17 protein-coding genes and 1 pseudogene are annotated in these 20,604 nt (G+C 67.3%); 7 read left to right on the forward strand and 11 right to left on the reverse strand.

Annotated features, from left to right (window positions below; genetic code table 11):
- Positions 1-10 precede the first annotated feature (10 nt).
- A complete protein-coding gene (locus AWC31_RS27200) occupies positions 11-760 on the forward strand; it encodes an SOS response-associated peptidase (RefSeq protein ID WP_207626431.1) in 750 nt (249 codons plus the stop codon).
- Positions 760-2,250 carry a DUF7782 domain-containing protein gene (locus AWC31_RS27205; protein ID WP_085147376.1) on the forward strand — a complete coding sequence of 497 codons (1,491 nt, stop codon included), beginning with the start codon at positions 760-762 and terminating at the stop codon, positions 2,248-2,250. The genes AWC31_RS27200 and AWC31_RS27205 overlap by 1 nt, the downstream gene beginning before the upstream one ends.
- 24 nt (positions 2,251-2,274) lie before the next feature.
- On the opposite strand, the gene AWC31_RS37675 is transcribed toward AWC31_RS27205, so the two are convergent.
- The 6 genes and pseudogenes from AWC31_RS37675 to AWC31_RS27235 all read right to left on the reverse strand — a co-directional run bounded on the left by AWC31_RS37675 (position 2,275) and on the right by AWC31_RS27235 (position 8,976).
- Positions 2,275-3,060, reverse strand: a complete 786-nt coding sequence (locus AWC31_RS37675) for a class I SAM-dependent methyltransferase (RefSeq protein ID WP_084356878.1) — start codon at positions 3,058-3,060, stop codon at positions 2,275-2,277.
- A gap of 45 nt (positions 3,061-3,105) precedes the next feature.
- Positions 3,106-4,470, reverse strand: a pseudogene (locus AWC31_RS27215) (13E12 repeat family protein); the annotation flags it as partial.
- A 162-nt stretch (positions 4,471-4,632) separates the two neighbouring features.
- Positions 4,633-5,955: a DUF2339 domain-containing protein gene (locus AWC31_RS27220; RefSeq protein ID WP_133060231.1), complete on the reverse strand. Its 1,323-nt coding sequence runs from the start codon at positions 5,953-5,955 to the stop codon at positions 4,633-4,635.
- Positions 5,956-6,037: 82 nt separating this feature from the next.
- Positions 6,038-7,096: a GNAT family N-acetyltransferase gene (locus AWC31_RS27225; protein ID WP_085147184.1), complete on the reverse strand. Its 1,059-nt coding sequence runs from the start codon at positions 7,094-7,096 to the stop codon at positions 6,038-6,040.
- A 143-nt stretch (positions 7,097-7,239) separates the two neighbouring features.
- Entirely contained in the window at positions 7,240-8,088 is an 849-nt protein-coding gene (locus AWC31_RS27230; protein ID WP_085147186.1) for an SDR family oxidoreductase, read from the reverse strand.
- A gap of 9 nt (positions 8,089-8,097) precedes the next feature.
- Positions 8,098-8,976 (reverse strand): LysR substrate-binding domain-containing protein, encoded by an 879-nt coding sequence (locus AWC31_RS27235; protein WP_085147188.1) that lies wholly within the window; start codon positions 8,974-8,976, stop codon positions 8,098-8,100.
- Between the two features lie 77 nt (positions 8,977-9,053).
- Here AWC31_RS27235 and AWC31_RS27240 point away from each other — a divergent pair, with 77 nt between their 5' ends.
- The 4 genes from AWC31_RS27240 to AWC31_RS27255 are packed head-to-tail and all read left to right on the forward strand — an operon-like array spanning position 9,054 to position 12,473.
- Positions 9,054-10,283, forward strand: coding sequence for an acetyl-CoA C-acetyltransferase (locus AWC31_RS27240; RefSeq protein WP_085147190.1), 1,230 nt, complete (start codon positions 9,054-9,056; stop codon positions 10,281-10,283).
- The gene (gene pcaD, locus AWC31_RS27245; protein ID WP_085147192.1) at positions 10,280-11,041 is read left to right on the forward strand and encodes a 3-oxoadipate enol-lactonase; all 762 of its coding nucleotides are present in this window, start codon (positions 10,280-10,282) and stop codon (positions 11,039-11,041) included. The genes AWC31_RS27240 and pcaD overlap by 4 nt, the downstream gene beginning before the upstream one ends.
- The gene (locus tag AWC31_RS27250; RefSeq protein WP_085147194.1) at positions 11,038-11,826 is read left to right on the forward strand and encodes a CoA transferase subunit A; all 789 of its coding nucleotides are present in this window, start codon (positions 11,038-11,040) and stop codon (positions 11,824-11,826) included. The genes pcaD and AWC31_RS27250 overlap by 4 nt, the downstream gene beginning before the upstream one ends.
- On the forward strand, positions 11,823-12,473 hold the full coding sequence (locus tag AWC31_RS27255; RefSeq protein ID WP_085147196.1) for a CoA transferase subunit B: 651 nt from the start codon (positions 11,823-11,825) through the stop codon (positions 12,471-12,473). The genes AWC31_RS27250 and AWC31_RS27255 overlap by 4 nt, the downstream gene beginning before the upstream one ends.
- Before the next feature lie 18 nt (positions 12,474-12,491).
- Here AWC31_RS27255 and AWC31_RS27260 read toward each other — a convergent pair whose 3' ends face one another.
- Together AWC31_RS27260 and AWC31_RS27265 are read right to left on the reverse strand one after the other, a co-directional pair.
- A complete protein-coding gene (locus AWC31_RS27260) occupies positions 12,492-13,001 on the reverse strand; it encodes a M15 family metallopeptidase (RefSeq protein ID WP_374214042.1) in 510 nt (169 codons plus the stop codon).
- Between the two features lie 75 nt (positions 13,002-13,076).
- Positions 13,077-15,704, reverse strand: coding sequence for a helix-turn-helix transcriptional regulator (locus AWC31_RS27265; protein ID WP_085147378.1), 2,628 nt, complete (start codon positions 15,702-15,704; stop codon positions 13,077-13,079).
- A gap of 142 nt (positions 15,705-15,846) precedes the next feature.
- Between AWC31_RS27265 and AWC31_RS27270 the strand changes: the two genes are divergently transcribed.
- Positions 15,847-16,038: a hypothetical protein gene (locus AWC31_RS27270; RefSeq protein WP_131807582.1), complete on the forward strand. Its 192-nt coding sequence runs from the start codon at positions 15,847-15,849 to the stop codon at positions 16,036-16,038.
- On the opposite strand, the gene benC is transcribed toward AWC31_RS27270, so the two are convergent.
- The 3 genes from benC to benA are packed head-to-tail and all read right to left on the reverse strand — an operon-like array spanning position 16,029 to position 20,568.
- Positions 16,029-18,689, reverse strand: coding sequence for a benzoate 1,2-dioxygenase electron transfer component BenC (gene benC / locus AWC31_RS27275; RefSeq protein WP_085147202.1), 2,661 nt, complete (start codon positions 18,687-18,689; stop codon positions 16,029-16,031). The two genes, AWC31_RS27270 and benC, sit on opposite strands and share 10 nt — an antisense overlap.
- An 8-nt stretch (positions 18,690-18,697) precedes the next feature.
- On the reverse strand, positions 18,698-19,216 hold the full coding sequence (gene benB / locus AWC31_RS27280) for a benzoate 1,2-dioxygenase small subunit (protein ID WP_085147204.1): 519 nt from the start codon (positions 19,214-19,216) through the stop codon (positions 18,698-18,700).
- Positions 19,213-20,568 (reverse strand): benzoate 1,2-dioxygenase large subunit, encoded by a 1,356-nt coding sequence (gene benA, locus AWC31_RS27285; RefSeq protein WP_085147206.1) that lies wholly within the window; start codon positions 20,566-20,568, stop codon positions 19,213-19,215. Before benA ends, benB begins: the two co-directional genes overlap by 4 nt.
- Between the last annotated feature and the right edge of the window lie 36 nt (positions 20,569-20,604).

Raw genomic sequence — 20,604 nt, forward strand, 5'->3', positions numbered from 1 at the left:
CATGGGCTCTATGTGTGGACGTTTCGCGGTCACCACCGACCCGGCGCTGCTGGCGCAGAAGATCCAGGCCATCGACGAGACCACCTCGGCCTCCGGTGACAAAGACGTCGCGGGCGCCAATTACAACGTCGCTCCGACCACGACCATCAGCAGCGTGGTCAAACGCCACACCGAGCCCGATGACGAGTCCACCCGGCGGGTGCGGTCGATGCGTTGGGGTCTGATCCCACCGTGGGTCAAGACGGCAGAGGACGGCACGCCGGACAACAAGGGCCCGCTGCTGATCAACGCACGGGCCGACAAGGTGACCAGCTCGCCGGCGTTCCGCAACTCCGCCAAGAACAAGCGCTGCCTCGTGCCGATGGACGGCTGGTACGAGTGGAAGGGCCAGAAAGGCGAGAAGACGCCCTTCTACATGTACGGCGCGAACGGTGAGCCCCTATTCATGGCGGGGCTGTGGACGACGTGGCGACCGGCCGGCGCGCCAAAAGATGCACCGCCGCTGCTGAGTTGCACGATCATCACGACCGACGCGGCCGGGCCCCTCGCCGACATCCACGACCGCATGCCGTTGACCATCAGCGCCCCGGACTGGGATCGCTGGCTCGATCCCGATTCCCCGATCGACGAGGGGCTGCTGCGAGGGCATGGCGACCTCGATCGGATCGCGATCCGTGAGGTGTCCCGGTTGGTCAACAGTGTGCGGAACAACGGCCCGGAGCTGATCGAGCCGGCTGAGCCGGAAGCATCCCTGTTTTGATCATCGAGCCTGGCGTCGTCGACGCGATCGGCACGGATCTGCGCGCAGCGCAGTACACGGTCGACGGGGTGGCCGACCTGCTGGGGGCGGACGTGAACGCGGCGCTCGGCCGCGGAGTGTGGTGGCCGGCCCTGCGCGCCACGAACGCCGCACCCGTTGATCGGCAGCGGTTGGCCGTCCTCGTGCGGCTGTTTCTGCTGGGCAGCGACGAGTTCCGGGAACAGGTCGAGACGGCGCTGCCGTCCGTGTCCGTGGAGGCCCTGGCCGCCAACGGTGTGGTCGAGGTGTCCGACGGTGCGGTGCGCGCGGCTCTCGATATCCGCCCGCACAGCGACGGAGCCCACGATCTGATCGTCGTGTCGGACCAGGATGCGGCGCTACGCAGTGGCCCACTCCGGCACGACCACGTGCTCGGCATCGGTGGGGCGTCGATTTCTTTGGCCCGTGCCGTGATTCGCACACCCGTGAATCGCGCACTGGATCTGGGCACCGGCTGCGGCATCCAGGCGCTGCACCTCGACGCGCACTGCGCCGAAGTCGTGGCGACCGATACCAATGAGCGCGCGCTGGCGCTCGCCGCTGCGACGGCGCGTCTCAACGGCATGTCGTGGGATCTGCGCCACGGCAGCTTGTTCGAGCCCGTCGCGGGGGAGCGCTTCGACCTGATCGTGTCCAACCCGCCGTTCGTGGTGGGGTCCGGTGCACGGGACTACATCTACCGGGATTCCGGGATCGCCGGAGACCTGTTGTGCCAGAGCCTGATCGAACAAGTCGGCGACCATCTGCTGCCGGGCGGCACAGCGCACATCATGGCCAACTGGATCGTCTGCTCGGAAAGCTCCGACTGGCGGGATCGCGTGCGCGGCTGGCTGGCCGGCACCGGCCTGCACGCCTGGGTCGTGCAGCGTGAGCTCGCCGACCCCATCAGCTACGTCTCGCTGTGGCTGGCCGATGCCGGTGAGACACCCGAACAGATGGCCGACCGCGGCGGGCAGTGGCTGGACTGGTTCGCCGAACAAGACATCGCCGGTATCGGGATGGGTCTGATCTCGCTGCGGGCACCGCGTCATGGTGAACGCCCCGAGCAGATTCTCGAAGAGATCACGGCCGCCGACGAGTTGGTCACCGGATCGGAAGTCGACGCGTTCTTCGCTCGCCGCGCGTACCTGCGCGACACCTCCGATGACCAGCTGCTGGCCGCCCGGCTCTCGACGGCACCGGTGTTCCTGGAAGAGCAATCCCTGCCCGGCCCGGACGGGTGGCAGCAAGTCGGGGCAGCGGTCCGCCGCCCGGGCGGTCCGGCCGCGGTCATCGGTGTCGACGAAGTGTTGCGGGCTCTACTCGCCGGATGCCGCGGCGAAGTCCCGCTCGGCACGCTCATCGAACTGCTCGCGACACATCATGGCGTCGACACCGATGCGCTCGCCGAGGCCGCGCTGCCGGAGGTCCGCGAGGCCATCGGCCGCGGGATCCTCTATCAGGCGCGGTAATTGAGCCTTCAGGACGCGGCTAGCTCACCGGCGGCGTGCGGTCGCAACCAGGTAGGGACTGGTGAACGACACCTGCCCCGCGTCGTCAGCGCATTCGGTCAGCGCGGTCTCGAATGCCGTCAGCAGCTGACCACGCTGCGGCTCGTCGAGCCGCCCCAGCAGATCGACGTGCATGGGCGACTCCCGGCCGATGAAATGCATCGCGCTCGACACCGATCCGAATTGCCAAGTGTGCAACCGCTTTTCGATCGCGAGGTCGTCGAAGTCGGCGGCCAGCCGTGTCGCCACGATGTCCGGATCGCCCCAGTCGTCGGGGGAGTGGCCGGATGCCGGCGGCTGCCCGAGCGTCTGGACGATCGGGTTGTAGAACGGGCTGCCCGCCCCGTCGCGGATCCATGAGGAGAACCCGAACACGCCGCCGGGCCGCAACAGCCGCGCGACCTCGGCCACCAGACTGTTCGGTTCGACGAAGATGATGCCCATGTTCGACGTCACCGCGTCGAAGCCGGAATCGGGCAGTCCGGTATTGGCGGCGTCGGCCACCACCCAGTTGACTTCGGCGCCGCCCGGCCGGTTGGAGGCGATCTCGATCAACTCGGGCGTGAGGTCGACGCCCGTCACGCCGGCACCGGCGGCCGCGGCTGCCAACGCGGCGCTGCCGGTACCGCACGCAAGGTCGAGCACCGTGGCGCCGCGGATCGGACGACGGCTGTCGACGGCGGCGACGACTTCACCCGCGATGGCTGCGATACGTTCGGCGACGGCTTCATAACGCCCGCCGGCCCAGTTGGTGGGTTTGGCTTCAGTCACAGATCGAGTATGCCTATCGGCTTTCGCACCACCGTCGCCCTCGCCGGGCGGGGCGGGGTCGTGCAGGAGTTCGTCGGGGTGGTGGACGTGGTTGGTCTGGAGTGCAGTCGTGCCGTCGGTCCAGCCGAGGCGACCGTTGGGCATGACTTCGGTGATGAGTTCGCCGCGGGTGACGCGGGCATGGTCGGGCCCGCATGCGAAGAACAGTTTGTCGGCATCGGTGGCGCCGTCGGGATCCCAATCCGGACTGTGGTGGACCTCGGAGTGATAGTCGGGTTCTGAGCAGTTCGGCCGCGTGCATCCGCCGTCGCGGGCATAGCAGATGATGCGTTGGTCGGCGGTGGCGATGCGGGCCTGGCGGGCGAGGTAGAGGGGACGCTCGGAGTGGTCGTCGAAGATCACCAGATAGTGGATGGCATCAGCGGCCATGCGGATCAGATCCCGCATCGGCAGTGCGGTATCGCCGCCGGTGCGGGCGGGAGTCGGCATCGGAATGCCGGGGTCATGGACGGCATGCGCGGCCTGATTGAGTTCGGCCAGTGTGGTGCGGGCGATTACGGTGACCGGATGGCCGCGGTGTGAGCCCATGCCGCCGGACGCGATGCCCAGTTTGAGGCCGAGCTTGATGCCGTCGTGGCAGCGCTGATCGGGGGTGCGGTCGTCCTCGACCTTGGCAAGCGTGCCGTCGGGCAGATGGCGGCCGGGGCGAACCGCGGCGGTGGACGCTTCCACAAAGCTGCGGGCTTCGGGGTCGATCCAGCCGTCCAGTCGCGACATGCCGTCGGGGCCTTGCGGGCCGAGGTGCAGGCCGCGGCGGCGCGCCCGGTCTTCTTCGTTGTAATGGCCGTCAGGGTTGAAGATCTCATCGATGCGCCGCCCCGCGGTTTTGACGATCTCGGCGTCGTTCTTTCGGGCTTCGCGCACGAGGCTGCGTTCGACTTCGGCGCGGTCGTCATCGGACACTCCGGACGGCAGAGTGTCGACGGCCCGGCAGATGGCGCGTAGATGATCTTCACCGATGGCGCCCTCCTCCAATGCTGCTGCCACCAGTGGGAGTTCGGGCGGCGCCGGCGGGCCCGTCAGCCGGCGGCGCGGACGAAGCCGGGCGGCAGCCTTCATGCGGCGCTTGATCTCTTTCGGCGGAATGCGCAGACGTGCCCACAGGCTGTCGGCAACCGCCGGTTCCATCCCGGCTTCGTCCGGCGGATCGGCGATCTCGCCGAAGATCCGGTACATCAGGCCTCGGTTCGTGCGCTCTTGAGTCTCCAGTCGCTCGGCCATCTCGACGCGAAACTCATTGCCCACCCCATCCGAGGACAGGCTTGCCATCTCGGCGTAGGCGGCGTCCACTTGGTCGGCCAGGGCACGAAGGTGCTCGCGTGCTGCCTCTGCGGTGGTGAACTGAGCCATGACCCGAACGTATCGAACACACGTGCGAAACGCTGTGCGTCTTCGACCTGCCAGGCCGAATCTGTGGACGAAAACGAAACTGGGGATAAAAGCGGGCTTCTGGCGGTCCGTGCGCGGAAGGTGTCAGTGGCACATGGTAGGCGGCGGACCGACCCGCGCGTTCTACGGCAACCGGCCGGCGAAACCGGGCTCGACGTCGGGTTGGACGAAGCGGAAATGGGAGTTGGACTTCTGGAGGAATCGGCGTTCGAATTGCCCTTCGATCCGCTTGCCGTCGAGCATGCCGGTGAGCATGAGCCGATCCGGCGCGTCCTGGCGGTAGTAGAGGACGATCGGCTCGGTTCGCTCGGGATGCTTGAGTTCGATGCGGTCGTCGTGGATTTCGTAATCGTAGGACGTGACGTAGCCGGCGGCGTTCTGGGTGACGATGCTCCTGTAATCGCTGGCCCGGTACGTGATCGCGACGTTGATCCAGGGCTCCGGTGCGGTGTCCTGCAGTGTCGCCTGCCGCCCGTCGATGGTGAATGACGTTGTCCGCCAGACCCCGTCGATCTCCGACTCCCGCTCGTGCATGTAGTGGAGCGCCACGATGCTGAAGGTCGTGGTGAGCGCGATGAATGCGCCCGCGAGCACCCACTTCGTCACCGTGCCGGTGCGGCGCACCCACCGTGTGCCCGAGCCGAGCGGTGCCCACAGCGTCACGGGTTCAACCGGTCCACGCTGCAACAGCATCGCCGCCAGGCTGCGCCAGTACGGTGCGGTGATGCCGATGGCGATGAGCAGAAGCTGTCCGGAAATCTGCTTGACCGGCACGTCGTAGAACAGGTTCAGCAGGAAAACCTGGCCCATCGCGACGATGGCGAGCAACGCACCCATCAACCATGTGCGACGCCACAGGAGCAATACTCCGGACACGAATTCGACCAGACCCGCCGCAATGGAGTATGGAGCGGAGGCGCCCATGAACCCCCACAGGGTGTTCATCAGGCTGACGTCGCCGACGAGCTGAATCTGGTAGGCGGGCAACACCATGTAGCCCATCTGGGCCGGGATGACTTTGGCCAGCCCGTACAGCAACATGGACACCGCGAGCGCGAATCGCGCGACGACCAGCAACAGCGCCGCAAGGCTGCGGTAGTTCGGCCGTTGCCTGTCGAGCGCGGTCCAGACGGCGGTGATCGCAAGGGCCACAAGGATCCAGCCCAGGTGGAAGTACCAGGTGGCAAGCGAATCACCGGAGCCCGAGAGGGTCAGGGTCGCGCCCGAACCGCCGGCGACGCGCTCGCCCAGGTGTGCGAGCGCGTCCAACAGCGGCTTCCACAACACGCCGAGGCCGAGATTGCCGTAGACGGAGAGAACGACGATGCCTCCGCCGATCGTGAACAACAGTCGAAAGGCGAGCTTCTGCAATGGCGTCCAGGCCGGGACGGGCGGCGTGGATTCTTCGGCTATCTGGTTGTCTGAGAGACCGGCTGCGCTGCTCACGCCAGAACGCTATCTGAGCGCGACGGGTACGTCGCGGGGGTTATCCTCCAAAATCGTCTGGTGCTAGGCGATTTGGCTGCGCTCAGAACTGCTTGACGAGACTCACCGAACGGTCCACCGTGGTGAAACCCAGCTTCTCGTACAACGCCAAAGCGCCTGTGGGACTTTCGAAGTCGACATCGAGGACCGCACGGTCGAGCCCATCAGCCCGGTAGGCACGCATGGTGTGGGTGAGGAGCGCCTGGGCGAGTTTGCGGCCGCGCCATTCGCGCGCGACACCCACCGAGTTGATGTATCCGAATGAGTGGCCGACGAGCGCCCATTCTTCCTTGTTGACCTCGCTGAGCACGTAGGCGACCACCTGGTCGTTGCCGTCGGCATCGGTGGCGACCGCCAGGAAGGACAGGTCGGGCCGCGTGGTGCTGAGCCGGTCGCCGATCTGCCAGTCCTCTTCGGTGATGGGCTGGCTGCCCCAGTGGTCGCGGAACGCGTCGTTGTGCGCGTGGCGGGTCGGCTCCGACCACTCGGGACCGTAGTTGACGATACGCACCGAGTTATCCGGGGCGACATCGGGAATCGGCTCGGCGAGGTTGCGTTCCAACTCGTGCCACCATCTGACCGACTCGTAGCCGTTGCGGTGCAGCAAGCGCACTTTCGCCGTGGCGATCTCGTTCGCCCCCGACCCCAACCATCCGGGCAGGCACTTGTCCGAGCCGGCGAGGTGCTGCAAGCCACGCTGTTCCTGCCAGCGCAGGAGCGCGGTTCCGATGCCCTCGCCACGACGGTCGGGGTGGACCGCGCCGTCGAGGGCCACCTGCACGAGTGATTCCTGACTCGAGTTCAGGGTCGAGGTCCCGTACGCGACAGCCTGTCCGGACGAGTCGAACGCGATGATGGTGTCGGCTGCGGGATCGAAGTCGGATCGCGTGAATTCCTCGGTGATTTCTTCCTTCGTGACCAGATACCGCGGGTGGTCGACCGTGCCCGCGGCGCCCAGGAGCGCCCAGATGGCCACGATGTCGTCCTTCGTCGCCGCGCGCCACGTCAGGTCGTCGCCGACGGCCGGAATGTCAACCGTCGCAGGGGCAGTGACTCTGGCGCTGAGGGGCAGATCGGGGGCCGGGGTATGGCCGGATGTCATCGTGGTCCTTTCGCCATCGTCGTGACATCGCCGACCATACCGACGGCACGCGCAGCGATCGACTGAATTTTCCACGCCCGCCGACCGCTCGCGGAGGGCTGTCCTCAGTTCCTTTGGCCGCCAAAGCCATTCAGCGGGTGGTGCTAGGGCTGCACGTACCCCGGCGGGTTGGGGGTGTCGACCCACAGATCCACACCGAGGTCCGAGCCCGGCACGCAGTCGTAGACCGACAGATCGGTGACGCCGTTGTCGAGCAGCACGTCCTCACACAGCAGGCTGTGACCCGTGTACTCACGAGCCGGTTTGTTGAAGATCGCGTATGCGGCGTCGGCGTACACCGCGGGCTTGCGGGCCCGCGCCATCGCCTCGTCGCCGCCGAGCAGGTTCTGCACGGCGGCGGTGGCCACCAGGGTGCGCGGCCACAACGTGTTCGACGCGATACCCGCCTCACGCATCTCTTCGGCAATGCCCAACGCGCACAACGTCATCCCGAATTTCGCCATCATGTACGCGGTCGGCTTGAGCCACTCCGATTCCAGCCGGATCGGCGGCGACAGCGTCAGAATGTGCGGATTCTCCCGGCCTTTCATGTGCGGGATACAGGCCTGCGACACGGCGTACGTACCGCGGATCTGGATACCGTTCATCAGGTCGAACCGCTTGAGCGGCACCTCTTCGATCGAGCCGAGGTTGATCGCCGACGCGTTGTTGACGCAGATGTCGATGCCGCCGAAGTGCTCGACGGCCTTGGCCACCGCACCGGCGACCGAATCGCCGTCACGCACGTCACCCACGATCGGCAGGGCCTGCCCGCCGGCCTCCTCGATCTCCTTGGCGGCGGTGTAGATCGTCCCCTCGAGTTTGGGGTGCGGTTCGGCGGTCTTGGCGACCAGCGCGATATTGGCGCCGTCGGCGGCCGCCCGCTTGGCGATCTCGAGACCGATACCGCGGCTGGCACCGGAGATGAACATGGTCTTTCCGGACAGTGTCATGAGGTCACCCTATTCCGTGAGCTCGCGCAACACTCCCAACACATTGGCGATGACGGCCGAATCCTGAGTCCGGGCGGCGACCAGGTCGACGCCCAACGACGCAGGCGCCAACGGCACGTAACGCACCCCGGCGATGTCGAGCGCGGCCGTGGGGGCGGGGACGATCGCGACGCCGATCCCGGCCGCGACGAGCGTCACGAGGGTCGAGGTTTCGGAGACCTCCTGACGGATCCGCGGCACGTACCCGGCATCGGCGCATATCGCCGCGACCAGGTTGCTCATGACCGAGCGGCCATGGCCGGCGTGAACGACGAAATCCTCGTCGCGCAGATCGTCGACGGTCACCTCGGCGCGGCCGGCCAGGCGATGGTCGGCGGGCAGCGCGGCCAGCAACCGGTCGCGGCGCACTGTCTCGGTCACGACGCCGTCGTGCATCACCGGCGGACGCAGCAGCGCGAGATCGATGCCGCCCGAGACGAGGGCCTCGAGCTGGGCGGGCGCCAGCATCTCGCCACGCACACTGACCTCGACACCGGGCAACGATTCGCCGAGCGCCCGGACCAGCTGCGGAAGCAGTGAATACGTGGCCGAACCGACGCATCCAATCGCCACCCGTCCCTCGATACCCGCGGCGATCCGCCGGGCCTGGCCGGCCGCCTCCTCGACGGCGTCGAGAATCTCGACAGTGCGCTGCAGGTAAGCGCGGCCGGCCGGGGTCAGCTCGACCGTGCGGGTGGTGCGGATCAGCAGCTCGACACCGAGCTCACGTTCGAGCTGTCGGATCTGCTGGGACAATGGCGGCTGGGCGATGTGCAGGCGTTCCGCCGCGCGGCCGAAGTGCAGTTCCTCGCCGACGGCCCGGAAGTAGCGCAGGTGACGCAGTTCCACTATTAGGACTCCGTGCATATCAATGGGGCAGATCTGAGTATTTCAGAATATGTGTCCGGTTGCCTAACGTCGAAGGCATGACTTCGGCTTCATCCGCGTCCCAAGTGGTGATATGCAGCCCGATCCGAACCCCGGTCGGCCGGATGGGCGGCGCGCTGGCAGCCCTGACGGCGACGGATCTGGCCACGATCACCCTGCGTGAACTCGTCACCCGCACCGGCTTGGGTGAGAACGACATCGACGACGTCGTGCTCGGCAATGGATACGCCAGTGGTGAGGCCCCCGCGATCGGCCGGATCGCCGCACTCGATGCCGGCCTCGGCACCGGCGTGCCGGGCCTGCAGATCGACCGCCGCTGCGGGTCGGGATTGCAGGCGGTGCTCTACGCGGCCGGACAGGTCGCGACTGGTGCGGCCCGCACCGTGGTCGCCGGCGGCGCCGAATCGATGTCGAACGTCGAGCACTACGCGCTCGGGCTGCGCACCGGTGTGCGGCAGGGCGGCATCGCCCTACAGGACCGACTGGATCGGGCGCGCGAAACCGCCGGTGGCGCAAGCCATCCCATTTCAGGCGGAATGATCGAGACCGCTGAGAACCTGCGCCGCGAATACGCCATCTCGCGCGAGGAGCAAGACGCACTGGCGCTGCGCTCGCATCAGCGCGCGGTCGCCGCGCACAAGGCCGGCCGGTTCGCCGATGAACTCGTGCCGGTGACCGTGCCGGGTAAACGCAAGCCTGACATCGTCGTCGACCGCGACGAGCATCCCCGCGCCGACATCAGCATCGAGCAGCTGGCGTCGTTGCGCCCGATCCGCGGCAAGGTCGACGCCGAGGCCACGGTGACGGCCGGCAACGCCTCTGGCCAGAACGACGGCGCCGCGATGTGCGTCGTCACCACCCGTGCCGAAGCCGAAAAGCACGGTCTCACACCGCTTCTGATGGTTAAGTCGTGGGCGGTCACCGGATGTGCACCGGAAGCGATGGGCATCGGGCCCGTCGGCGCGACGGCCGCGGCGCTGGACCGGGCCGGCCTGGTGCTCGACGAGATCGACCTCATCGAGCTCAACGAGGCGTTCGCCGCTCAGGTGCTCGCGGTCCTGGACCGGTGGAAGGTCGACCCGCTCGACGACCGGGTGAATCCCAACGGTTCTGGGATCTCGCTGGGCCATCCGATCGGCGCCACCGGCGCGCGCATCCTGGCGACCGCGGCCCACGAAGCCGTCCGCCGAGACGCCCGCTACGTGCTCGAAACCATGTGTATCGGTGGGGGACAGGGCCTCGCGGCAATTTTCGAGGCGGTGCGATGAGCGTCCATCACATCGTCAGCGGGCGGCCCGATGCGCCGGTCGTCGTGTTCTCGAATTCTCTGGGCTCGACCCACCGCATGTGGGATGCCCAGTTGGCCGCGTTCGAGGAACGGTTCCGCGTGGTGCGTTACGACACGCGCGGGCACGGCCAGTCACCGGTGCCCGACGGCCCCTACTCGATCGACGACCTCGCCGATGACGTCGTCACGCTGATGGACGCCCTCGACGTGGAACGCGCGCACGTGGTCGGGCTGTCGCTGGGCGGCATGACCGCCATGCGGCTCGCCGCGCGCAACCCCGAACGCGTCGACCGGTTGGCCGTGCTGTGCACGGGAGCGCAATTGCCGCCTGCCTCGGCGTGGACCGACCGAGCCGCCACCGTGCGGGCCGACGGCACCAAGGCTGTCGCCGAAGCCGTCGTGGCGCGGTGGTTCACGCCCCAATTCCTCGCCGAGCGGCCCGACCTCAAAACTGAGCACGAAGCCATGGTCGCCGCGACGCCGGCCGAAGGCTACGCGGGCTGCTGCGAGGCCATCGCGGCACTCGACCTTCGTGCCGACCTGCCGAACATCACGGCACCGACGTTGGCGATCGCCGGAACCGACGACCCGGCAACCCCGCCCGCGAAACTGGCCGAGATCGCCGACACCGTGCGCAACGGCCGCCTGGTCGAGGTGGCGCATGCGGCCCACCTCGCCAACGCCGAGCAACCCGGCATCATCACGCCCGCCCTCATTGATTTCTTGGAGCGATCATGACCCTCAACAAGGTGGTCGAATCGGCGGCCGTCGCCGTCGCCGACGTCCCCAGCGGCGCCAGCCTCGCCGTCGGCGGATTCGGCCTGGCCGGTATCCCGTGGTTTTTGATCGAGGCACTGTTGGAACAGGGCGCGGACGATCTGACGATCGTCTCCAACAACTGTGGCGTCGACGGCGCCGGGCTCGGCCTGCTGCTGGAGGCGGGCCGCATCAGCCGGGTCATCGCCTCCTACGTCGGCGAGAACAAAGAGTTCGCGCGTCAGTACCTCGCAGGCGAACTCACCGTCGAACTCACCCCGCAGGGCACCCTCGCGGAGCGGATGCGGGCCGGCGGCAGCGGGATCGGCGCGTTCTTCACGCCGACGGGCGTGGGCACGCTCGTCGCCGAGGGCGGCCTGCCGTGGCGCTATCACCCGGACGGCACCGTCGCGCTGGCCTCGCCCGCCAAGGAGGTTCGCACCTTCGGCGGCAAGGAAATGGTGCTCGAGGAATCCATCGTCACCGACTACGCGCTCGTGCGGGCCGCCGTCGTCGACAAGGCCGGCAACTGCAAATTCCACGCCGCCGCACGCAACTTCAACCCGCCGGCCGCGATGTCCGGGCGGGTCACCGTGGTCGAGGCCGAGCAGGTCGTCGAGGTCGGCGAGCTGCATCCCGACGAGATCCACCTGCCTGGCATCTTCGTCAAGCGGATCGTCGCGCTGACGCCGGAACAGGCCGCGCACAAGGACATCGAGAAACGCACGACCCGGGCCCGCCCGGGCTCCGAGGAGGCAGCACGATGAGCTGGACCCGCGAACAGATGGCAGCACGAGCCGCGGCCGAACTGCACGATGGCGACTACGTGAACCTCGGCATCGGGTTGCCCACCCTCATTCCGGACTACCTGCCGGAGGGCTCGGACGTCACACTGCACGCCGAGAACGGCATCCTCGGCGTCGGGCCGTTTCCGTATGACGACGAGGTCGACCCGGATCTCATCAACGCGGGCAAGCAGACCGTGTCCGTGGTCGCCGGTGCCTCTTTCTTCGACTCGGCAACGAGTTTCGCGATGATCCGCGGCGGGCACGTCGACGTCGCGGTGCTGGGCGGTATGCAGGTCGCGGCCAACGGTGACCTGGCCAACTGGATGGTGCCCGGATCGATGGTCAAGGGCATGGGTGGCGCGATGGATCTCGTCAGCGGAGCCGGCCGCGTCATCGTGCTGATGGATCACGTCGCCAAATCCGGTGCTGCCAAACTCGTTTCGTCATGCAACCTGCCGCTCACCGGCAAGGCCGTGGTGAGCCGGGTGATCACCGACCTCGGCGTCTTCGATGTCACGGGTGACGGCTTCCGCGTCGTCGAGCTCGCGCCCGGCGTTGACTACGACGACGTGGTGGCCAAGACCGGCGCGACGGTCATCGACGGCCGCGTTCCCGCGGGCGTCTAGGGTCCGTCAGCGAGTAGATCAGCCCGCCGCGTTGGGCAGCAGTGGTGGGCAGTGGCCCCCCGGGTCGGCGACCAGTTCGAAGTGCCACAGTTCGTTGGCGTAGATCTGGCACAGCCCGAACCGGGAACCGTTGGCGATCAGCCATTGATCGGCGCCCGCGCCGCCGATGTCGACGGCCTCGCCGGTCACGTGCCGGGACGCCGCCGGAGTCTGCACGTACTCGCGCGCGGCGGCCAGGCTGCCGTACGTCTGCACCGCGTCGTCGAGCAGGCTCTGCTGGAACTCCGCGGACCGCCACCCCGAGGTGACGGTCATCGTGATGCCCTCCGCCGCCGCGGCGGTGGCAGCGTTCTGGATGGCGGTCAGAAGCCGCGGGTCGAGCCGGTTGATGGCCGGATTCTGCACGTCGAACGGGGTCAGGGTCTGACCGTTCGCGAGGGACCCGTCACCGGGATCGATTGCAATCGTGTTGTCGGCGAGCTCGATCTGCGGGGTTGCGGTCGGTGTGCCGAGCGCCGCGACCACCACACCTGCGACCAGCGACGCGACCGCACCGGCCCCAGAAACCTCCCCATCATCGTGCCCACATTACGCACCGCCGGGTCATCTGCGAAGTGCAGCTAACTCTGCGCGGGACCGAACGCCCAACTTCGCGTACACCCGGGTCAGGTGGTACTGCACGGTCTTGGGGGAGACGAACAGTTCGGCAGCTACTTCACGGTTCGACAGGCCCTGCGCCACGAGTGAGGTCACCGCGTCTTCCTGCGGGGTCAGTTCGACGCTGTCGCGCGAGCCGCGCAGTTGGTGCAGGCCGCCGGCCTTGAGTTCGCGCTCGCAGCGGGCGACGACGGCGTGCGCGCCGAGCGACAAGTACAGGTCGCGGGCCGTGCTGATGACGGCGTCGGCCTCACGGCGCTTCCCGGCCCGGCGCAGGGTCTGACCGTAGGCGAAGTTGATGCGTGCCCGGTCATAGCGCAGTGGCAGCCCGTCGATCAGGGCCAGGGACTCCTCGAACTTCACGCGTGCCGCCGCGAGGTCTCCCTGGGCACCCAGGAGCCTGCCGCGCGCGTATCCGAGACGTGCCATGGCCGAGCGATGCCCACGTTCCTCGGCCTGCTCTTCGTGCGGACGCAGGAATACGTCTGCGGCCTCCAACTTGCCGTCGATGACCAGAGCGTTGGCCATCAGGTCGGGCCACGGCCAGTAGCCGGGTTCGGCGAGTGAGGTGCCCGCCGCCATCGCGGCGAGTGGCTCCACGACGCGCAGTACCTTCGCGTAGTCCGCTTCGGCCTCCGCGACCTGCGCCCGCGCGAGAATGGTGGGTATCCGCATCATCTCGTAGTCCTGTGTGACCACGTCGGCCGCGCGTACCGCGGATTCCGCTGCGGCCCAGTCGCCGCGTAACGCATTTATCTGTGCGGCAGTCCATTCCAGGAGCGGTGTGACGATCACGATGCCGCTGGAGTCGGCCAGGTCGAGACCGGATTCGACGGTGGCCAGGGCGGCATCCCAGTCCCCGCTGACGAATTGCACGCGGGCCAGCCAACCTTTCGTCCACAATGTGATTCGCGTCGATCCCCCCAAACCTGCTGTGGCCACCGCGCTTTCCAAGTTGCTGCGGGCCGCGTCGACGTCGTCGCGAATGAGTTGCAGCCAGCCCCGGCCCATCGTGATGCGCTGCGCCTGCGCACCGTGCCGAAGCCGGCCCGCCAGTGCGTCGTAGGACGCGGTTGCTTCATCCGGACGTCCTGCGGCGGCCAGTCCGAGTCCGCGGATCGCGGCGGACTCGATCCCGGTGGGGGAGTCCCGATCGGCCAGGCGCAATGCGGTATCGGCCCAGGCGACCAGTTCGTCGCCGCGGCAGCGGATGAGGGAGTGCAGCACGTAGCGCTGCGCGATGAGCGCGGCGATCTCCGGATCGCGCTTGCTGTTGACGATGTCCCAGGCTCGGCGCAGCCGGACCTCAGCTTCGGTCGCGCGGCCCCGCAGTATCGCGAGATACGCCAGAACGGCGTTGCGCAAGGGAGTTTCGCGGAGAACCTCGACCGAAGGCACGAGGGATGCGGCAGCCGAACAGTCGCCCGCGGCCACGAGCGCGTCGACCGAGCGCGTGAGGCGTTCGTCGCGCAGCAATGGATCCGGTGTCAGCCGACTCGAGTCGCGAAACAAGATCGCGGCTTGCGCCCACGCTCCCTCGTTGCCGCGCGTGTGGGCCAGTGCGTTGACCTCGTCGGCGAGCGTTTCGTCCGGCAGGGGTGCGGCGGCGACCCGGTGCCGAAGCTGCCGCGCCTGGTCGGTGACGATCTCGGCAGCACGGCGATGCGATTCGGCAACGGCGCGTACCCCCATGAGCTGCAGCACCGCGGTCCGGCAGAGTGGATCGGGTAGGCTGGGCTCGAACTGCGTTGTCTGCAACAGTAATCCGGCCGACACGCCGGCGTCGAGGCCGACCAGTGGGTCATCGGCGCCCGCCAGCGCGGCGGCCTCGGCGAGGGATGCGCCAGCACCCAATACGGCGAAGGCCTCCACCAGGGCGCGGCCATCGGTTCCGCAGTGCAACAGCGCGGCCTCGACGGAAGCCAGGACGTGCGAAGGCGCAGGCAGGGTCGCATCCGGGCGGGACCACACCGCCGCAGGCGCCTCGTCGAGCAGGGCCAGCGCGTGCCGCGGGTTGCCCCGAGTATGGCGGGTCAGTGCGTCGACCATCGCGGGATGCAGTGTGACACCATGCCTGCGGGCGATCTCACCGATCGCGTTCGGAAGCAGCCCGGCCAACCGGATCTGGTGCGCGGCGATGTCGGCGGACACGTCGTCGAGGGTCTCCATGCCGAGTGCGATCAGCACGGGGATCTCACTCTGATGTCGCACCAGGGTCGAAATAGCCTGCAATGAAACAGGATCAGCATTGTGGGCATCGTCGATCACCAGCAGTAGCGTGCCGCGACCGGTCAAATGGTCGACCAGGTGCGCCGCGGCGTCGAGCGGATCCGCGGGCATCTCGTCCTGGAGCAGTTGGGCGAGCACGCCGGCGGGCAGATCGGACTCCCATGCGGTGGCCTGTGCCCACCGGCCGGACCGTTGTGCCGCGAGTTCCCTCAGCACGGCGGTCTTGCCGATGCCGGGTTCGCCGGTCACTGCGACCACGACCGCGCCGTGCTCGGCCTCGGCGAGCAGGTCTGACAGTTCAGCCAGTTCGCGCTCCCGGCCGATGCATCCTGTCGAACCGACCACGTCCACATCGTACGGCGCACGTCCGGGCCGTCAGGCCGAGGAAATTCGATTGCGTGTGTGGACCTTCCGGAGTACCCACATTGGTTGGGTGGAGATCCGATAGAAGGGTTGGGGGATTGTGCGCTGCCGCAAAGGCGACGCCGTGACTGCGCGCCGCCAGATCGAAGGGATTGATGTCCCGGTCGTACCCGCAGGGTCCCGCGGGACGGTGTTGACGACGACCATGCTCGGCAGGCCCAAGAGGGTGTTCTTCGCCGTCTCGGATGGCTGGGGACTCAAGCGGTTTCAGGTGACGGTCCGGCCAGGCGACGTGCAGGTGGCCGATCAGCCCTGATCGCCGCCCGCCACCGGCAACACCGACCCGGTGATGTAGGACGCCTCATCGGAGGCCAGGAAGCAGATCGCCGCGGCTTGCTCGGCCAATGTGCCGTAGCGATGCATGAGCGAGGATTCCAGCGTCTGGTCGATATGGGCTTGGAACCACGCTCGTTCGGTGTCGGTCGTGGCCTGCGGGGTGCCGCGGGATATGCGCCGGGGCGGAGCCTCGGTGCCACCCGGGGCGGTCGCGACGACGCGGATGCCGGCATCGGCATACTCCATGGCCAGCGACGCGGTGAGCGCGTTGATGCCGCCCTTGGCCGCCGAATACGGGATGCGATGAACACCGCGCGTGGCCGCCGAGGACACGTTCACGATCACGCCGGTGCCTCGCTCGACCATCGAGGGCAGCACGGCTCGGCAGGCGTACAGCGTTGTCATCAGCGATCGGGTGATCTCGGCTCGGATCTGTTCTGCGGTGAACGTCGTGAAGGGCTTGAAATTGATGGCTCCGCCGACGTTGTTGATCAGCACGTCGATGCGGCCGAACTCCGTGATGGCCTGCCGCACCAAGGTGTCTGCGCCATCGTCGTGCTCCAGGTCTGCGGTCACCGCCAACGTGCGGGGCCCGGCGGCGGCCAGCTCGTCGGCCAGTTCTTCGACCAGTTCGGAGCGGTCGGCGAGGACCAGGATGCCGTCTTCGGCGCTGATGCGCCGCGCGGTGTGCTCACCGATACCCTGTGCCGCACCGGTGACCACGACGACCTTGCCCGCGAATCGGCCGGGGGTGATGAACTTCGGCCTGCGCGCGGCACGGGCCTGTTCGCTGTCGGCCATCGCGCGCCGCATCGTCTGCTTGGACCGGCCTGCGTGCGCGGTGATCAGTGCGCGCGCCGCGTCGCGGTCTTCGCTCTCGAACGCGTTGACGATGTCGATGTGGTCCTGTGCGCACAGTGGGTGACACCAGGTGGCGTTGCGCAGCACGTCGCTCATCCGGCCCTTCACCCCGAGGGCCTGGTAGGCCTGCAGGAGGTGGTCGTTTCCGGTCAGGGTGAACAGGTAGTCGTGGAATGCCGCGTTGGTCTCGGTGTACTGAGCCGCATCGACGAAACGATCGCCGTCGACGTACGGCAGGGTCGATTCGGCCAACAGCCGATAGCCGGCGAGTTGCCGGTTCGACAGCCGGCCCAGCGTGAGTTCGAGCGCACCGAGCTCGAGGGCTTGGCGTGCCTCGAACAGCGCATCGGACTCGTGCACTTCGGGATGCTCCTCGCCGATCTGATAGCCATCCTCGGAGACCGGGCTCGGCGAGGTGACCGCCGCGGGAGCCGTCGGCGGCGCGAAAACCGGCTGGCCACACACCGAACGGGACGCGGAAGCGATGAGCGTCCCGCTGTCGTCGTCGAGTGGACGGATGACACCGTCGGTGACCGGGGCCATCAGTTGGCCCGCGATGCGACGGGCGGTGTCGCCGGTGTCACCGACGGTCACCGGCTGCGGCCATGGGGTGATGGCGGCAGTGGCGTTGCGGGCCAGCATTTCCTGGCCCGCGACCGCACGGGCATCGGGGGCAGGCAACAGCGTTTCTCCGCCACCGGTGGCCGTCGTGGTGTCCTGGGCGTGGTCGGCGGGGGAGCCGCCGTGGGCGAGCGCGAACTTCTCGTAGTAGAAGCCCGTCGGCTCGATGCCGGTTGCGGTGACGTGCTTGCGGACCGACTCGACCATGGCGGGTGGCCCGCAGAGATAGATCGCCACGTCGCCGTCGTAGAGCTGGGCCGGCTCGATCAGGGTCATCACCCGGCCCTGGTTGGCGGCCCGGGTGTGCGGATCGGACACACAGTGGTCCCACGTGAAACCCGGTACTTGCGAAGCGATCTCGCGCAGCTCGTCGAGTGCCACGACATCGTCGTCGGTCTTCGCGCCGTAGATCAGGTGTGCCTTGCGGCGGCTGCCGTCGGCCGCCATCTTGCGCAACATGGACAGGATCGGCGCCAGGCCGGTTCCGCCGGCCAGCATCAGCACCGGACGTTTCGCCTCACGCAGGAAGAACGAGCCGTTGGGCCCGGTGAACGTGAGGGTGTCACCGACGGCCGCGCGGCGGCTCAGGTAATCCGACATCGCGCCACCCTCGGTCAGCTTCACCAGGAAGGTCAGCCGGGGCTCATGCGGCGCGTTGGCGAACGAGTACGACCGGTGCACGTCGGTTCCCGGGACGGCCACGTTGACGTACTGCCCGGGCAAGAACGCCAACTCGGATCGATTCGGGATCTCGACCGCGAACCGAACGATGGTCGGCGACAGACGTGTGAGCTCGACAAGCGTGCCGGTGTACGTGGCGGCCTGGGTCTTGGCGACGTCGGACGTGCCGGCGATCTGCAGCACGAGATCCGAACGCGGCTTCATGCTGCACGGCAACACATAGCCGGCCTCGGCCTCGTCGGCAGGCAACGCGTCGTCGATGTAGATGCCGCCGTCGTAGCTGCCGGATTCGCAGTGCGCCTTGCAGGTTCCGCAGGCACCGTCGCGGCAGTCCAGCGGGATGTTGATGCGCTGGCGGTAGGAGGCGTCGGCCACCGTCTGGTCTTCGCGGCACGTGATGAATCGGGTCACGCCGTCCTCGAAGGACAGTGCCACGGAATAGTTCTGGGGTTCGGTTACGGCAGTCATGGCTGTCCCTAGAAGTGGTACACGTCCACCACGTGGTGGATGTAGTCGTTCTTGAGCACCACCGTCTTGCGCCGGATCAGCGGCTGCTCACCGGAGAAGTCGATCGTGTAGAACGACGTCCCGTAATACGGGTCCACCGTCTTGTACCGGAAATACATGGTGTGCCAGTTGAACCGGACATCCACGAGGTCGCCGCGGCGTTCGATCACCTCGACGTTGCTGATGTTGTGGCTCGTGCGAGGTTCGGGCAGCGACGTCGCCGAAGACCGCTCGGTGCGGATACGGAACACGCGATCCTCGAGCCCGCCCTTGTTGGCGTAGTAGATCAGCGAGATGTCGCGCTGCGGATCCTCGACGAGACGGTCGTCATCGCTCCATGACGGCATCCAGTAGACGACGTCGTCGGCATAGCATTCGAGCCATTTCTCGAACTCGCGGTCGTCGAGGTAGCGGGCCTCGCGGTAGAGGAACTGCTCGATGGCGTTCTGCGTGATCAGTTTTGCGCCGGTCTGCTGTGCGGTGTTCATCGCTCCGCCCCTTCCTCGTCGGCCAGCGCTTGTCGCATGGTCTGCAGCCAGTACCCGTGCTGGACGGGGTAGAGGCCCTCGTCCTCGTTGCGGATGCCGGCCGACACGATGCCCGTCATGCCGAGCGATTCGGCGAGCGGATCCGGACCGGACAGCCAGTGTTCGGCGCCGCGGCTCATGTCGTTCCACGGCGCGGCCTGCGCCCGGAACGTGAGCTGGCATGAGCGGAACTCCTCCAGGTCGTCGGGGGTGGCCATCCCGGAGGCGTTGAAGAAGTCCTCGTACTGCCGAATTCGATGTGCGCGGGCGTCGTCGCTCTCACCCTTGGGAGCGATGCAGTAGATGGTCACCTCGGTCTTGTCCGGGGCGATCGGCCGGAAGTGCCGGATCTGCGTCGAGAATTGGTCCATCACATACACATTCGGATACACACACAGGTTGCGTGAGCCCTTGACCATGAACTCGCCCTTGGCTTCGCCGAATTGCGCCTTGAGTTCGTCGAGTTTGTCCCACAGCGGACGGTCCTGCGGATTGGCCGCCCAGGTCCACAAGCACAGGTGCCCGTGCGGGAACGACCAGTAGCCTCCGCCGGACTTGCCCCAGCCACCGGCGTCGAGTGCCTTGGTGTCGTTCTTCGATTCACCGGTGTTGCGCCGACTCGTGGTCGCGGCATAATTCCAGTGCGTCGCGGTGACGTGATAGCCGTCGGCCCCGTTCTCGGCCTGCACCTTCCAGTTGCCGTCATAGGTGTAGGTCGACGAACCACGAAGCACCTCAAGGCCTTCCGGCGACTGATCGACGAGCATGTCGATCACGGTGGTGGCGTCGCCGAGGTGTTCGGTCAGCGGAAGGACGTCGGCGTTGAGGCTTCCGAACAGGAATCCCCGATAGTTGTCGAACCGGGCCACTTTGGTCATGTTGTGGGATCCGTTGACATTGAAGGTGTCCGGGTAGCCGGCGCCCTCCGGGTCCTTGACCTTGAGCAAGGTGCCGTCGTTGCGGAACGTCCACCCGTGAAACGGGCAGGTGAGCGTCGTACGGTTGTCGGTCTTGCGGCGGCAGATCATGGCACCGCGGTGGGCGCAGGCGTTGATCAGACAGTGCAGTTGCCCGTCCTTGTCGCGCGTGATGACCACGGGCTGACGTCCGATGTAGGTGGTGAAGTAGTCGCCCGGGTTGGGCAGCTGGCTTTCGTGGGCCAGGTAGATCCAGTTGCCCTCGAAGATGTGCTTCATCTCCAACTCGAAGATCTCTTCGTCGGTGAAGATGCGGCGGTTGGCGCGGTAGATGCCGGCGGCGGGGTCGTCGATCACGGCGTCGGCCAGCACGCTGGCCAGGTGGGTGGCTGTCATATCGGTCCTCCAGGTGTGCGCGACGATGCGCGATAA

This window comes from Mycolicibacterium wolinskyi (assembly GCF_002101965.1).
Taxonomy (GTDB): domain Bacteria; phylum Actinomycetota; class Actinomycetes; order Mycobacteriales; family Mycobacteriaceae; genus Mycobacterium; species Mycobacterium wolinskyi.

Excerpts from the sequence above, each read along its gene's own strand:
- AWC31_RS27200 (WP_207626431.1), top strand. The coding sequence starts at position 11 with ATGTGTGGACGTTTCGCGGTCACCACCGACCCGGCGCTGCTGGCGCAG.
- AWC31_RS27225 (WP_085147184.1), bottom strand. The coding sequence starts at position 7,096 with ATGACATCCGGCCATACCCCGGCCCCCGATCTGCCCCTCAGCGCCAGA.
- AWC31_RS27230 (WP_085147186.1), bottom strand. The coding sequence starts at position 8,088 with ATGACACTGTCCGGAAAGACCATGTTCATCTCCGGTGCCAGCCGCGGT.
- AWC31_RS27240 (WP_085147190.1), top strand. The coding sequence starts at position 9,054 with ATGACTTCGGCTTCATCCGCGTCCCAAGTGGTGATATGCAGCCCGATC.
- pcaD (WP_085147192.1), top strand. The coding sequence starts at position 10,280 with ATGAGCGTCCATCACATCGTCAGCGGGCGGCCCGATGCGCCGGTCGTC.
- AWC31_RS27250 (WP_085147194.1), top strand. The coding sequence starts at position 11,038 with ATGACCCTCAACAAGGTGGTCGAATCGGCGGCCGTCGCCGTCGCCGAC.
- AWC31_RS27255 (WP_085147196.1), top strand. The coding sequence starts at position 11,823 with ATGAGCTGGACCCGCGAACAGATGGCAGCACGAGCCGCGGCCGAACTG.
- benC (WP_085147202.1), bottom strand. The coding sequence starts at position 18,689 with ATGACTGCCGTAACCGAACCCCAGAACTATTCCGTGGCACTGTCCTTC.
- benB (WP_085147204.1), bottom strand. The coding sequence starts at position 19,216 with ATGAACACCGCACAGCAGACCGGCGCAAAACTGATCACGCAGAACGCC.
- benA (WP_085147206.1), bottom strand. The coding sequence starts at position 20,568 with ATGACAGCCACCCACCTGGCCAGCGTGCTGGCCGACGCCGTGATCGAC.